General features: G+C 42.8%; 11 protein-coding genes. All 11 read right to left on the bottom strand.

Translation table 11 applies throughout. From position 1 onward, the window contains the following. Positions 1-103: 103 nt before the first annotated feature. A complete protein-coding gene (locus AC1DU2_RS08175) occupies positions 104-1,312 on the bottom strand; it encodes a hypothetical protein (protein ID WP_477383671.1) in 1,209 nt (402 codons plus the stop codon). Positions 1,313-1,489: 177 nt separating this feature from the next. Beyond that, positions 1,490-2,686 carry a head maturation protease, ClpP-related gene (locus AC1DU2_RS08170; RefSeq protein WP_477383670.1) on the bottom strand — a complete coding sequence of 399 codons (1,197 nt, stop codon included), beginning with the start codon at positions 2,684-2,686 and terminating at the stop codon, positions 1,490-1,492. Between the two features lie 685 nt (positions 2,687-3,371). Beyond that, entirely contained in the window at positions 3,372-3,530 is a 159-nt protein-coding gene (locus AC1DU2_RS08165; RefSeq protein ID WP_477383669.1) for a hypothetical protein, read from the bottom strand. A gap of 16 nt (positions 3,531-3,546) precedes the next feature. Further along, positions 3,547-4,086: a DUF6934 family protein gene (locus AC1DU2_RS08160; RefSeq protein ID WP_477383668.1), complete on the bottom strand. Its 540-nt coding sequence runs from the start codon at positions 4,084-4,086 to the stop codon at positions 3,547-3,549. A 59-nt stretch (positions 4,087-4,145) separates the two neighbouring features. Beyond that, positions 4,146-4,394 carry a hypothetical protein gene (locus tag AC1DU2_RS08155; protein ID WP_477383667.1) on the bottom strand — a complete coding sequence of 83 codons (249 nt, stop codon included), beginning with the start codon at positions 4,392-4,394 and terminating at the stop codon, positions 4,146-4,148. Between the two features lie 100 nt (positions 4,395-4,494). Continuing rightward, positions 4,495-6,894: a zinc ribbon domain-containing protein gene (locus tag AC1DU2_RS08150; protein WP_477383666.1), complete on the bottom strand. Its 2,400-nt coding sequence runs from the start codon at positions 6,892-6,894 to the stop codon at positions 4,495-4,497. Positions 6,895-7,187: 293 nt separating this feature from the next. Continuing rightward, entirely contained in the window at positions 7,188-8,039 is an 852-nt protein-coding gene (locus AC1DU2_RS08145; RefSeq protein ID WP_477383665.1) for a hypothetical protein, read from the bottom strand. Continuing rightward, positions 8,036-10,114: a hypothetical protein gene (locus AC1DU2_RS08140; protein ID WP_477383664.1), complete on the bottom strand. Its 2,079-nt coding sequence runs from the start codon at positions 10,112-10,114 to the stop codon at positions 8,036-8,038. Before AC1DU2_RS08140 ends, AC1DU2_RS08145 begins: the two co-directional genes overlap by 4 nt. A 152-nt stretch (positions 10,115-10,266) precedes the next feature. Next, positions 10,267-12,339, bottom strand: a complete 2,073-nt coding sequence (locus AC1DU2_RS08135; protein ID WP_477383663.1) for a hypothetical protein — start codon at positions 12,337-12,339, stop codon at positions 10,267-10,269. Between the two features lie 38 nt (positions 12,340-12,377). Next, on the bottom strand, positions 12,378-12,818 hold the full coding sequence (locus AC1DU2_RS08130) for a hypothetical protein (protein ID WP_477383662.1): 441 nt from the start codon (positions 12,816-12,818) through the stop codon (positions 12,378-12,380). A 244-nt stretch (positions 12,819-13,062) separates the two neighbouring features. Next, positions 13,063-13,770, bottom strand: a complete 708-nt coding sequence (locus AC1DU2_RS08125; protein WP_477383661.1) for a hypothetical protein — start codon at positions 13,768-13,770, stop codon at positions 13,063-13,065. Positions 13,771-13,781 lie beyond the last annotated feature (11 nt).

Genomic DNA, 13,781 nt, shown 5'->3' with positions numbered 1-13,781 from the left:
TCAAGATCTTTGACTCCCGGACTTTCGACAAAAGACTTTCGGACTTAAAAATTAATGCAGCTGTCTTGCTACTTGATACTAACTACTTGATACTGCCAGGCGCTTACGCGCTTAAGTAAAACAGCTCGTTGGCAAACTTGAAGTTTACGGCTGCTTTCATGCGGGCTTTCATGCGTACTACGTTATCGTTGGTGTAGGGCTTCATGTAAACGGTTGAAAGTTCGGAAGCATCGCCCAGCAAATCGACACCTAAAAACAGGTTTGATGAGCGGGCGCCAAGGATGGTATTGGCCTGCCAGTGGTTCATGATTTGTAGCGGAATACCCAGGTAATCCATTTTCTTCATATCCGTAAAGGCGTTGATAACGTTCAGCGCTTTGTTGGCCTGCGCCTGTGCGTAGGCATAACCTACGTGTAACGGAATTTGCAGGTTAAAATCTTCCTGGATCCGGTCGGCAGGGTCAAGCTGGGCGTAAACGCTTCCTAATACCTGCAACACGTTGCTTACGTTAATGTAGCTGATGGTTGCTGCAGATGAGGTATTCAGGAATGTTGCCGGTTTGCGGCTGTTAACCTCGTTGTAGTTGCGCACCAGCCTAAACGTGGTTGACGTTAATACCTGGATAAAGTACGACTGGCCTGTTAAATCAATGCCTGCCCCTCCATTGGTAGTATCCTTGCTGGTACCGGTAACCTGGGTAACCGTTACCACATCGCCATCAGCTAAGGTTGATGTATCGGCTACAGTAACCACGCCAAAAGCACTGATAGCGGTCGCACTCATAGATGTTGTTGGTTTGCCGAGGCCTACTTTGTACACGCCCGATGCTGCAGCTATGGTTGGCAATAAGCCGGCGAACGGGGCGCTAAAGGTGGCTTCTTTGGTTGAGCCTTTGCCCAGCCAGTACAGGCGCTCGTTTGCTACCTGTATTTTGGCTAAATAGCGCTGTATCATAAAGTCGGATAGGTCTACAATGCCTTCGTAATCCATAAAGGCGCCGGGTTTAAGGGATTGGGCTTCCCAGCTTTGGGCCAGCTTGTCCCATTGTTCCTGTTTCATAAATTCGTAAACTACGGGGTCAAGGTAGCTTTCGGTTTGCAGGGTGGTGGTACCCTGGTCGTGGAATATACCCGATGGATCTTGCAGTACTACGTCATCGTCCACATCAAGTATTATTTTGCGGGCTTTAACGTCGTTAATAACAGTGAGCAATCCACGCTTTACTGAGTCGGCTTCAAGCAGCGTGCTTGCCATGAACCCGGCCAGCGCTTCGCCGGCATAGGTGTTGTTTGTGAATGTAAATTGAGCCATAAAAAGGTTTGCCCCCCAGCCCCCTAAAGGGGGAGCTTTTTGATTAATGTGATTGAATTATAGGGATTAGCCCCCCTAAAGGGGGAGCTTTTGATTGGAATAGTTTTAACTTTTGGGGATAGCTTTATTAAAAAGGACTAAAATGAATTTGCGAAGTATCGTTCCCCCTTCAGGGGGTTAGGGGGCTACCGCCCTTTTCACCGCATTTTTAGCTAACTCGCTTTGCGGGGCGAAGAAGGGTGTGGTTTCGGTTTTTGCTTTGTTGCTGCGTTTGGAGCCTTCGGGGCTGTAGGTTGATTTTATTTCGTTTTTAACTTCGGTGCGGGTTTTTTGCAGGCGGTTACTTGCCTCTTCAAGGGCTGCGCGGGCTTCGGTTAACAGCGCGTTTTGGGCATGCAGCCGGGCTTTCAGTTGCTGTAGGCGGTTTTGAATTTCGGTAGCTTTTTTTGCCGGGTTTAATTTGCTTGTTGGTACATCATCGTCTTCATCTTCGGCCTCGGGGTCGGCTTCGGGCGCGGGGGCTACTTTTTGCACCTGGCCTTCTTTAACGTCAATCTTTTTGCCTTCGGCGGTGGTGTAGGTGTCGGTTGCTGCCGGGGCGCTCATGTCTTCGTCGTTGTACACTTCGGTGCCTTCGCCCAACTCACCGGCGTGGTGCAGGGTGCCTTTGTCGGTAATGGTTTGCTTGTTAACCACTTTTTTGAAGAAGTTCATAATCTTATCCAAAACCGACGTGGTTTTCTCGATAAGTTCTTTGTTTTCGATGTTCATGTTGTTTTTATTGTTTAAGATTTTGTTAATGCATCGCTGGTAAACCGCGGGGGCTGTGGTGGTGTATTTTTTAATGAGGGCGCTGTTAATAATATCCGGGCTGTAATCCTCTACCTGGTCAATAAAGCCCATGTCCAGGGCCTGGTCGGCAGTCATCCAGGTGACGGAGTTTATTAAACTGTTTACTGTTACTCCGTCCAACCCGGACTTGTCCATGTAGATTTGCGCCAGGCGCGATTGTACTACATTCAACATCTGCACATCTTTTAAAAGTTCATCCGCATTGCCACCGCTGCCAACCATGGGTTTGTGAATCATGAGTAGGGCGTATTTGCTCATCACAATGGTTTTGCCACCCATGGCCACTATAGAGGCAGCCGAAGCGGCCAGGGCATCAATATAGGAGGTTACATTGCCCGGATATTTTTTAAGCAGATCATATATGGCAATGGCATCAAACGCGCTGCCGCCTACCGAGCTGATATGCACTTCCAGGTCCTGCCCGGCGGCTTCCTGCAGCTGCGTTTGTATGTATGCCGATGATAAACTGCCCGACCCGATGCAATCGGTTTCGGTATCGTATAAGTAGATTTTGTAGCTCATCTTTTTTAGATTTGAGATGTTAGATATGAGATTTTTTTTCTGAATCAGAATGTTCAGAATTTTAGAATTTTCAGAATAAAATCCGGTTAATGTTTTTAATGCCAATTGGCATAATTGAAATGTAATTGGACGTTAATTTGTTGGTTGCGACGGTATATTAGCGATCGGGTTTTCTGAATCTGAGCCTTTTAAATTCTGGAGATTCATGAATTCTGAAAATTCTGATTCAGACTATTGGCATAATTCAAAGGTCGTGATTAATTTTTGTTTGGGTGGTGACAGTAGTTTGTCAGTGGTTTTTTATCTGAACCGGAATTAAACGAATTGGTTGAATTTTTGGAATTTCTTTAAAATTCTACTAATTCCTTAATTCGATGAATTCCGGTTCAGATGATTGAACTATACAAATATCGGAACAATGTTTTAATGCGATGGTGACACTACTTTGTCAGTAAGCTGATTTTCTTCTGAACCGGAATTAAACAAATTAGTTGAATTTTTCGAATTCTTTAAAGTCTGTTAATTCTTGAATTCTGTAAATTCTGATTCAGACAACTTGAACTATACAAATATCGGTACAATAGTTTAGTTTGATGGTGACGGCAGTTTGTCAGTAAATCAAATTTGGTTTTTTGAGCGAATAGTAATCTAAATGGAATTCTTTGTCGAATTTCAAATTAAGTAATTAAAGAGCGCTAAATTTAACTTGCTTTAAATATTTTTTAGCGCTTTTTACTTTTTCAGGAAATAGCGTTTTATCTTTTAACTTATTTGCAACTAAAGATAATAAGACAGATTCCGGTACCTCGACCAGTTTTTCTTGTTTTTCTGCTTTAGTTTTCATAATACAAATTTATACATTAATTATTCTTAATTACAAATACTGAGTCGTATTTCTCCTCCGGAACATATGGTTCAATGAGGTTTTTGTCTTTTGAACCTCCAAAAAAACTGTATAATACTTTTAAATCGTCATAGTTTTTATTTACATAATTTCTGTAGACGTTTATTCTCCTGTTTTGATTTTTACAAACGGAAGCGTCCCCACATCTTTTTCTGCAGGTTAATTTGCAGTTTTCTACAAATTCCGGAGTGCTGTCGCTACCCTCAACCATTATAATTCCCTCGCTAAATGTTTGGAAAAATTTGGGTATAGTATTCAACACCGTATGAAAAACTTTATAAGTATCTCCGTTATCAGAATTGGATGAATCATCAACAGTGTCATTTACAACATCATAATCGCCAAATCCAAGGTTGAAAACCCTTTTATTGTGCATTGTACCTACTTCATCAAAAGCAACAACCTTGATAATCGTTTTGTACCCTTCACTGATAAAAAAATGTTTGACGCTGTTTTTTGATATTGTTTCTTCTGTATGATAAGCTGTAGTAGCCATGAAATAAATTGTAGCGTAAATATAGCTAACAGAAGCCTTAGTTTACAGTTTGATATCAGTTAATTATGGGTATCTACGTCGTCTGTAAAACAATTCAAAGCCCGCCAAATGGTCCGCTCATCCTTGCCAAATTTTACTTCGGCTTCCAGCACTGCCTGGTTCTTGGTGATATTACGGATCTGCAACTGGGCGTGGACCCAAAGGTAAATTTCGCGGTAGGCAAAAATTTTAGTGGTGATAAACCCCGCCTTGTACATGGCCGAAAATACGCCATCGTCGAATAATGTGTTTGCTGTTTTAATATTCATGAGCCCCTCCCGTCCCCTAAAGGGGATGCTTTTAGTTATGAAGAATTTATTAATTAAAAAGATTTTATTACTCCCCCTTCAGGGGGTTGGGGGGCTTCGCCTACAGATTCACCCTATCCACCGTTTGTGCCAGGATGTTTTGCTGGTTGTTAACATCTTTTACGTCAACATAAATAGGGGGGAAGTTGTTGATCATCTGGTAGGCTACCGTGTTGGCCAGTTCTTTTACATCATTTACCGGTTGGTTATAATAGCGGTTGGCGTTACCGCCGTCGGTAAATATGCCGCCGATGGCGTAGCCGTTGCCCGGGTTTGGTGCCGAAAAATCACGACCGCCGTGGGCTACGTTAATGGCGCTCACCAGGTTACGGGCCCAGGGGTTGCGCATGGCTTCGGATACTACCACCGCCTCGCCCGAACGCAGGTATGCGTTGGTGTTATCGGTACGGCTGTAACCCGGTAATAATGCGCCCCGGCCATCCGAGATAAACTGGCCGCCCCGCGCGAATTTTGGCGGCTTTTGCGATGCTATGGTGGCTATTTGCATGGCCGTCATGGCTACATCTGCTGCTATAAACGGAATAGCAGCCGGCAGGGCCATGGTCGACAAGGTTTTTGTGACAGCGATGGCACCGTTAATTACCGCCTGGGCTATTTGCATTTTTTGCTCGGCTTTAAAAGCCTTTACTTTTTCGTCGTTTTCTTTCTTTTTGTATTTGGCCTCGATGGCTGCTTTCTGGCTTTTGGTGAGGTTAGTGTTGGTCAACTCTTTGGCCTTATCACTTTCTAAAGCCTGTATTTTGGCTTCGCTGGATGATTTGATGCTGTTGCTGATGAGGGAGAAAGCTTTAGCAGATATTTGCTGGGCGGCCTGAATGGCAAATGCCTTACGTTGCTCCTCCGATTTTTTAGTAGCCTCGGTAATTTTTGCCTGGTACTCAGCCCTTAAATCGGCAGTGTCTTTACCGGCTTCTGCAGCTTTTTGAATTTCAAAATTGTATTTATCAGTTATTAGCTTCTTCTCGGCCTCAAGCTTGTTCCATGGCAGAATGGCCTTATCAACATCTTGCTGGTCCTTTTTTAAAAGTTCATTTTGTTGTTGTGCTTCAATAAGTTCTTTTGCTTGTTTTTGAACTTTTTCCAGTTCTTCGGCGCTTGTGCGTTTGGTAATTTCGCCAATGCCGATGTGATATTTTTCTTGCAGTTGGGTACTTTCCTGTTGGTATTGCTCTTGGTTGATGAGTTTGCTGTCAAAAAGTCGTTTTAAATCGGCCTGCTCTTTTTCGTACCCGTCATGTAATAATTGGGCTTTTGCGGCAATCGCGTTTGCTGTCTGTTGTATTTGTATTATAAGAAAGTCCTGGTGGGTTTTCTGTATATTATTAAAGTTTTCATCTTGTGTGTTGTCTTTTTTTCCAGAATCACTTGGCGATTTTTTCCCAATAGAGACAACGTTTTTAGGCACAGGAGTATCGTGAGCTTTTTTATAAGCTTTTGCAATTTCATCAGTAGTATCTTTTGCAAACTCTTTTACTTTTTTTAAGCCATCAGAAATTTTATCGGTAGCATTTGTTATGCCCGACCCTAATTGAATAACACCGTCTGCAATTTTCTTTAAACTGAAATGATTGAATAGCCCGTCGAAAATAACACCTAATGCTTTAAAACGATTGGCCAGATTGGTTACTATTCCGTCCCACAGCGATTTTATTGTTTTACCTGGATTAAACAACGCATTAACAATTACTTCTTTAACTGAATCAAATACTTTTTTTACCTTTTCAACCACGACCCCTAATCCGGCCAATAATCCCCTGAACTTTTTTATACCTTCGGTATTTTTTGTAAAGTAATCGAAGAGCGATTGTAAAACAAGAACTAATAAGCCAAAACCTGTTGTCTTTATAGCGCCGCCAACGCTTGTAAAACCAGTTTTTACTGTTTCAAGCCCGCTTTTTAACGACTCGAAACCTTCGGACACCTCTTTTAAACTCGGCCCAAAATCGCCTGATACTTTAACAAGTTTTTCAAGTGAAGATTTTAAGGCTTCATTAGTGCTTTTGTGCGCATCAAATACTTTTCGGCTTTTTTCTAATTTCTCTTCTTGATCAGCTATTGTGTTATTAAGTGTACCAATTTGAATGTTTAATGCCTTGGCTTCTTTTGAATTATTACCCTGGCTCTTACTTAGTTCGTCGTATTGCGCCATTAAGGACTGCAAAAAACCTTTATTCTGCTGTAAGGAATCTTTAGACAGATTAAGCGACTTGGTATTTTGGTCAATCTGTGCTGTAATTTCCTTTATTGAATCTTTTGCAAGCCGAACTTGCGCCGCCACATCCTGGTAAGCCTTTCCGCTTTTTTCGCCTGCGGCAACCAGGTCTTTTTGGCGCTTTAATAAATCATCCAATGATTTGTTTATTTCAATTACCTGGTTTTTAAGTTGATCGGTGCTTGTATTTACGTCCGATACGAGCTGCTTATTTATTTTTTCTGGCATAATTATATGTTTAATATGTTTATTGGCATAGTTGACTTCGTCGTGAATCTGAGTTTAATATTCGCAATGTTTAAGTTGTCGATACCGGCTCGCTTTAACAAACTAAAAAGCAGGTTTTATGCGATGGTGCTGATCCACTCTCACAACCACTTTAATGCTGTCGACCTTTGAAAATAAGATACTTCCAATAGTGGACTAATTCCTATTAAGAGCAACCACCGGTTGGGATATAAGCTACTGAAGTTATAGCAAGTCAGAACCGGAGCGTACAAGTAGTAATATCATGCCGTAGATCATGAATTGATTTTATGCCTGTGTTTATGATGTTTTACCGGAGGAACAGGCTGATTGTTAGCTTTAGAACTGTCTGTTGTAGAAGGTATAGCAGTTTTTACAGCTGGCGTTTTATGATCTTTGAGTGCGTTAGGTTCCTCTAACCTCACATCTTCCGGATTTACGTAATAATAATTATTTGCCAATATATAACCTTTGGGGATTTTTTGCTCGTACCCGGTTTTAACAAGCTGGTTATTAGGTATTATCGCATAAATTTTATTGGCCATATTTCCCTCAAAAGTTTTGGTAGTACTGTCTTTTGATAAAAAAGTTCCTACGAATGCAGTCCCATATTTAAAAATGCTATCCTGTGGTATAATTATATCACTTAAATCAGCTATCCGTTGCTCTGTATTGCTTGTATCTAATTGGGCCGACATCTTTCTTTTTTCGAGCAATGATATATTCATCGTATCTATATCAGATTGATTTATAGGTCTTATCATTCTTTTTAGTGGGATAGTTCTACCAGCAGTATCTGTAATGAAGAACTCAGATGCATATAATTTATCATTTACCTTTACTTTGTCCCAAGTTAATTCTATTTGATTATTGACCATCCAGATACAAAAAGCACCAACAACTGCAATTAATAATAAAGTCATCATCCTCCCGAAGCCAAAATTGCTTACTCTTTGTCCCCAGTTAGTATTCTGCTGGGTCCATTCTAATTCTACTATCTCATCAGTTAAGTTGTTATTGCCAAACAGTCCCATATGATATTGTTTTAGGTTGCTAATTTTATTGGTAAAAATAATCAACACATTTGTTTGTTGCAAATAAGCCAGCAAATTTATTTTTAGTATCATCCCAGCTTCACCAATTCCACCTTAGTTGGCTGTCCCTTGCGCCAGCTGTCAATTTTATTGATGTAGTAATAGCAGCTATCCTGCTCCAGGTAAACGGGTATCAGCAGGTCAAGATCCAGGATGTCGCGCGGCGTAAGTAAAAAATAGCGCACTACCTTTTTGGTTTGCTGTAGTATTTTTTCCAGTTCGGGATAATACAGGGTTTTTAAACCCGGTAGCATTTTGCCCTGGCCGTTGCCCTGCATATCGGTAAAGCATAGGTTGTGTTCGCCATCGGGCTTGTAAAAATAGGGAGCCGATATAAAGTCGTTCACAAACATATCGTTGGCTGCATCGCCATCGGTAAATTTGATGGTTTTGCCTGCCAGCCGTACTTTGGAATCAACCAATATCCGGGGTGTAACGCCGATGCTGAAGCTGTTATCGTCGGATGTATCGTCAATCATTTTTATCTGGGCTACTGTGCCGCCAATATAAGGCCGGTTAAGGGTGGGGGCAAACTGGCTTTCAAATAAATCGGCAGTGGCGGGCAGGGTTTTATCGGCTACTTTTATCTGGGCATCGGCAAAGCTTTTGGGCAGTACATTATCGTCGGTTTTGTATTTCATGTTGTTTACCTGTGCGTAGCCACCCAGCTGAAAGCTTACGGTTTTACCCTGGTCGAGGCATTTGCAGGTCCAGTTTTTGGCGTTAGGAATATTGCCCACAATATCCTTGAAGGATGCAAAATTGATGGTGCGGGTTGTATTATCGGTTTGGCAAATAACGCCAAATCGTTGTAAAGTGTCTTTCAATAAATCTTTTTGACTAATATCCGGGAAGATCCTTTCACATTGAATTTCCTGGCCGTATAATACCGTTTCATTTTGGGCTGTAATTGAAAATGTAGCCCCGGCGTAAATGATGAAATTGTAAGGTGCGTCGCCGTGAAAATCGTACTCGACTAATAACTGCTGGCCAACCCCCATTTCAATATCGGTAGCTTTTATTGCTGTGTTTAAATAGGTTTTGTGGGCTTGGATTGATCCGCCACTGCCGCTATCTCTTGGGGAATCGTAACCGTCGTTAAAATCAAAAATAGTGGTTGCTAAATATTGCCTTGGCAAGCCTGGGGTATCCAAAACAATGCTGATATCTACACTGCTTTTATGATCGCCCGAGGCCCGGCCATAAAAATAGAATGTGGGGATGGTAAGTGCAGCTTCAACAGTAATAATCTCCTTTGCGGTGTACCTGTTGTTAGCATAATGGCTGTTAGGGTCGGATTGGATATTGCTAAAGCCGATTTCGCCGCCAGGCTGTAACCCTGAATTTTTTGCCCTCGATACATTGATATTTAAACCATTATAAACAATACTGCCATTGGTGGCGGGTTGGTTTTGGTAATCGGCACCATGTACAAAATTATCGTTGCTGAACTGGGCTATAAGCAGCGGGTAAACCGGGTTGCTTAATAGTGATCCTGTACCCTTATAGCCATTGGCTGCCAGCATCATATCAATAGCCGTTTTAATAAAAAAGCCGGGCCTTAAATTCCGTACGTTAATCTCGTTATCGCCTGCAAAATTGTAAACGAGGTTGCCATAATCAACAACCGGCCATATCCAGCCATTGGTTTTTATTTGCGATGCCACAACATTCTCTACATTCCACTTGTGCTGATAGGTATCAAACGGTTTGTTAATGCCATAGGGCGTTGTGCTATCGCCCATATCATACATCTTGCCTTCAATGGAATCAAAAAAATCAACATTACCGCTTAGCACAGTTATGCTGGCTGTATTTTGTTCGATGGTGTTTAGCTGGACAATGCCGTAGGGCACAATCTCCAGCCCATCCTGTATAATACGGGCATCGTAGTAACTGTAGGGCAGGGCAGTAGTAAAAGCCACATCATCCGGGAAACCTAATATTTGCCGGTTACGCTGGGTTAGCGGCAGCTTAAACTGGTTGCTGGTATTGCCCTGCTGATTTTTTACCTCGGCCAGGTTGTTGATCTGGAAGGTAAGCGCAATAGGGCTGTCGTCGCTCAGATCGGCCAGTTGATCGTTTATATATAATTGTAGTTGGTTCATCTTTATTAGTTCATTAGTTCACTGGTTCATTAGTTTATTGGTCATTGTCGCTATGCTCGTCATTGGTCATTTCGCTTCGCTGTCATTAGTCATTGGATGTGCTGTACCGTTGTGGATTTTAAATCTGAAATTTCACTACTCACTACTCACACTCACTGCGTTTGTATATTGATAGACGGCATATTAAACGTGATGCTGAAAGGGGCCTGGCCGTTGCGGGTTTCGTATTCGCTGAAGGTGGCGGTATTGATGACGATGGTTTGCCATTTAACCGGGTTTTTGTTGATTAGCATTTGTACTTTGGGCGAGTACTTGATGGATTGGAGGCCTTTGATATCAGCTACCGAAAGGTCTTCGGCCATTACTTTCATTTTTTGGCCTGCGGTTTTGCTGATCACTTCTTCAATACCCTGCTGGTTTTCCCAATCGTGTACGTAGTTTTTGATGATGGTGGCATTTTGTACGTCGAGGCTGAGCTCCTGGTTAAAAACAAAACGGTAATAGTTCCATGAACCGCTCAATCCTATCCAGCGCAGGTAAACCGATTGGTCGTCAACCGCGTCATCTATCCTTATTGTTTGTGTTTGGGTAACGGTATGTGTGCCATGCTCATCGTCATACTTAAGGGTGAGGTTAAAATAAAATGCCTCGCGCGGGAAGCTGTTATTAATCATCACCCGGTTTAAGCCCAACTGGCCGGGGACAGGAAAGCTTACCTGGTTTTGCCCGGCAATGATGTATTTGCTGCCATCCTGGTTTAACAGCCATGTGCCATCTTCGTTAAGCAGGCTGCTTACCTCGGTTCCGCCGGCTAAGGGCTGGCGGTTAATATTTAGCAGGGTTATTTCGCAATATAATTGCCGGCCAACCATCTCTTCGCTGTAAATAAAACCAATATCAAAAGGATACCCTATAGAGTAGGCGGGTTCGGCAAAGTCGGTTATCCAACGGGCGCGTTGATTAGCATCATTAACCTGGGCAAAAGGAACATATGCAGCCAGGTTGCCGGCGTAGCGTTCGCCTAATTGTTTTGCGGCATAAACAACATAATAGCGGTTTGTTAAGTTTACAAATGTTGATGTATGGCCGTCGGTTGTGCCATCGTCCCAGTGTTGGGCATATTGTACCTGGTAGCTGGCGCTCAGGTTGTCGTCGCGAAAATTGGTTTGGGTATAATCGCTGTTATCGATGGGTAATAAAAGGCTTTGCAAAAAGTTGGATAGGTCGGCCTTTACCAATCCCGTTCCATCGGGCCGGTTATTTGAAGTGATGGTTTCCTGGCGGCCGGTGAGTTTATCTATATAGGTTATTTGGGTAATTACCTTGTAATAAGGCCGCAAATTGTTAATGTTGATAAAACCAGTTGCATCGCCAACAAATGGTGTTTTAATCACCAACTGGTTATACGTATAGGGTTTTACTATTTCATAAATGCCCTGGTAAAAGCCCGCGTTGATGTAAATTTTGTCGCCGGTTTTTACCAGGTAATCGCCGGCAAGGTTGGTTAGGTTTGTGTTTAGGGTGATGCAGGCGTAGCCGGCTTCGGAATTAACGGTAACGGCCGATACGCTAAAATCTTTACGCTGATAATTGAACACCACGGGATTAAACGCCGCGTTCCAGCGGGAGGTATTGCCGCCGATGGTTACTGATGGATCGCCGATCAGCAGATCGGATAGGGTAGGGATATTTACCGAACCATAGGCCGTACAGCCCAAACTGTTGCTATCTTTAACTTCGATTGCGAATATACCCCCGCTAAGGTTTGTAAACGTAGCCCCGGTTTGCCACGTGGTACCAGCGTCGGTACTGTATAGGATAGGACCGTAGGTTGACGATGCATTAACTGTTACCTGGGCATCGGCTGCCCCTGGCGCCGATTCGGGCTTATCTATGTGGATAAAATTGATCTTCAGGTCGCAGGTGTTTACCGGTGGCTCGGGATCGGGTACGGAGCCCAGCTGCGGCGTACTGAAAGTAACAAAGTAACCGGTTATTTTATCGGCAATTAGCCCGCCAAATATTTTGATGCTTTGCCCGGGTATGGTTACCGACCTGGTAGATATGCTGCCGTTTATATTTTGGGTAAAGGTTACAACAACATTATTGCCATTAACGGGCTGATTGGTTTCAGAATCTGTTAAAAAAATGTGGGCGTCGCCATAAACCTGGTCGTCGCTGGGGCTGGTGGTGTTGGTAATGGTGATGTTTGCTACTATTGCCATATTTTTATTGTTTTGATTTTAGGTGGTTATAAGTCAGCTTAAAATGTATTGTAGTACATGGTTGGGAGGGTGATGGTTAATCCGACACCTGTAGTATTTACATCAAACTTGTTATATACCGGCAGGCATTTTGCCTTGATGCCTGCCTTTATGCGAAAGTACCGGCCTTCGCCTTCGCGGTACTTTGATGCTTTTACTATAAATTGGTTGGCCATTTGCAGCGCCTGTTGTACATAGGTTTCATTATCGGCAGTAAATTGCCCGAAATCGGTTTTGAACAAAAATTCCAGGTAAATGGTAAAGGTATTATCAACAGATCCGTTTACCTGCGGCGATACCTCGATAGGCTGCAGCGGATACATAAACACGCACGGGAAAATTTTATCATCTGCCAGGGTGTTTAATTCGTTTTGGGTGCCATATGCAAACGCGGGGCTACCCGTAAGTGTTTGTACTATGGCTTCTATTTGGTTGCGCATGGAGGCAATTATTGAATTAATGATTTAGTGAATTATTGATTTTGAAAGTGATTTGCGAGTGAGATTATGTTAAACCAAAGAGCTTAAGACTCAAAACTTAGAACTCACGACTCCCGACTAATTTCCCCGTACCTTTTCTGGTATTCTGCTTCGGTTTTGTTGAGCAGGAGTTTGGTGAGCACCCTTTCGTAGGGCATGTTCAGGATGATATCCCATTTGGTGATATCGCCATCGGCAAGGGCATTTATGGTGTTGATATATTTAAACTTTTGGAACGATTGGATGCCAGCACGTTTTTCCAGAATTGTTGCAGGCGACGCCAGAAGCTTATTTTCGGTGTCGATAAGCTGGGATAACAGGAAAAAAAATGCTTGGATATGGGCAGTGCCTCCGTTACCCGCATGTTTTTTATATGGTTGCTAAATTCTTCGGCCTGGTATTCGTGATAGGGTTTGCCTGTTGCCCGGCAATAAAAATAGTGGGCCAATACCTGGCAGCAGGCGTTTAATGATGGGTTAAAATTTTCTTTCCAATCCTCTTCGCCAAATTGTTTAATGTGGGTGTTTACTTCTTCGGCAATAATCTCCCGCGCGGCCATAAAAGCGCCTGCCGGTTCAACGGATAGATTATCCAATACCTTTACTGTTTTTGGCCGGTTTCCGCCTGGCAGCAGGAAACTCACTTGTTTGGGTATCACATTGCTGTTGTACAGGTATTTGATCTGGTATGCCAGTGCCAGTACGCTATCGGCAAAAACAAGAAAATCATTGGCATCTTTTACCTGCTGAAGTTCTTGAATAGCTATGCCTGATAAAATGCTGATGGCTTCAATGTCGTTTAAATTGGGCTTGGCCTGCATGGCCATCATTTGCCCAAGCGTAACATCGCTTAACTGCGTGGGAATTTTGATGTGCAGTTTGCCTGTAGTTGTTTTTAATGTTTTTTCTATCATAATGAGCCCCC

The organism is Mucilaginibacter sp. P4_C11, assembly GCF_056402115.1.
Note: the sequence above shows the minus strand (reverse complement) of the source record. Positions and strands in the feature narration are given on the sequence as shown.

Excerpts from the sequence above, each read along its gene's own strand:
- AC1DU2_RS08175 (WP_477383671.1), bottom strand. The coding sequence starts at position 1,312 with ATGGCTCAATTTACATTCACAAACAACACCTATGCCGGCGAAGCGCTG.
- AC1DU2_RS08170 (WP_477383670.1), bottom strand. The coding sequence starts at position 2,686 with ATGAGCTACAAAATCTACTTATACGATACCGAAACCGATTGCATCGGG.
- AC1DU2_RS08165 (WP_477383669.1), bottom strand. The coding sequence starts at position 3,530 with ATGAAAACTAAAGCAGAAAAACAAGAAAAACTGGTCGAGGTACCGGAA.
- AC1DU2_RS08160 (WP_477383668.1), bottom strand. The coding sequence starts at position 4,086 with ATGGCTACTACAGCTTATCATACAGAAGAAACAATATCAAAAAACAGC.
- AC1DU2_RS08155 (WP_477383667.1), bottom strand. The coding sequence starts at position 4,394 with ATGAATATTAAAACAGCAAACACATTATTCGACGATGGCGTATTTTCG.
- AC1DU2_RS08150 (WP_477383666.1), bottom strand. The coding sequence starts at position 6,894 with ATGCCAGAAAAAATAAATAAGCAGCTCGTATCGGACGTAAATACAAGC.
- AC1DU2_RS08145 (WP_477383665.1), bottom strand. The coding sequence starts at position 8,039 with ATGATACTAAAAATAAATTTGCTGGCTTATTTGCAACAAACAAATGTG.
- AC1DU2_RS08140 (WP_477383664.1), bottom strand. The coding sequence starts at position 10,114 with ATGAACCAACTACAATTATATATAAACGATCAACTGGCCGATCTGAGC.
- AC1DU2_RS08135 (WP_477383663.1), bottom strand. The coding sequence starts at position 12,339 with ATGGCAATAGTAGCAAACATCACCATTACCAACACCACCAGCCCCAGC.
- AC1DU2_RS08130 (WP_477383662.1), bottom strand. The coding sequence starts at position 12,818 with ATGCGCAACCAAATAGAAGCCATAGTACAAACACTTACGGGTAGCCCC.
- AC1DU2_RS08125 (WP_477383661.1), bottom strand. The coding sequence starts at position 13,770 with ATGATAGAAAAAACATTAAAAACAACTACAGGCAAACTGCACATCAAA.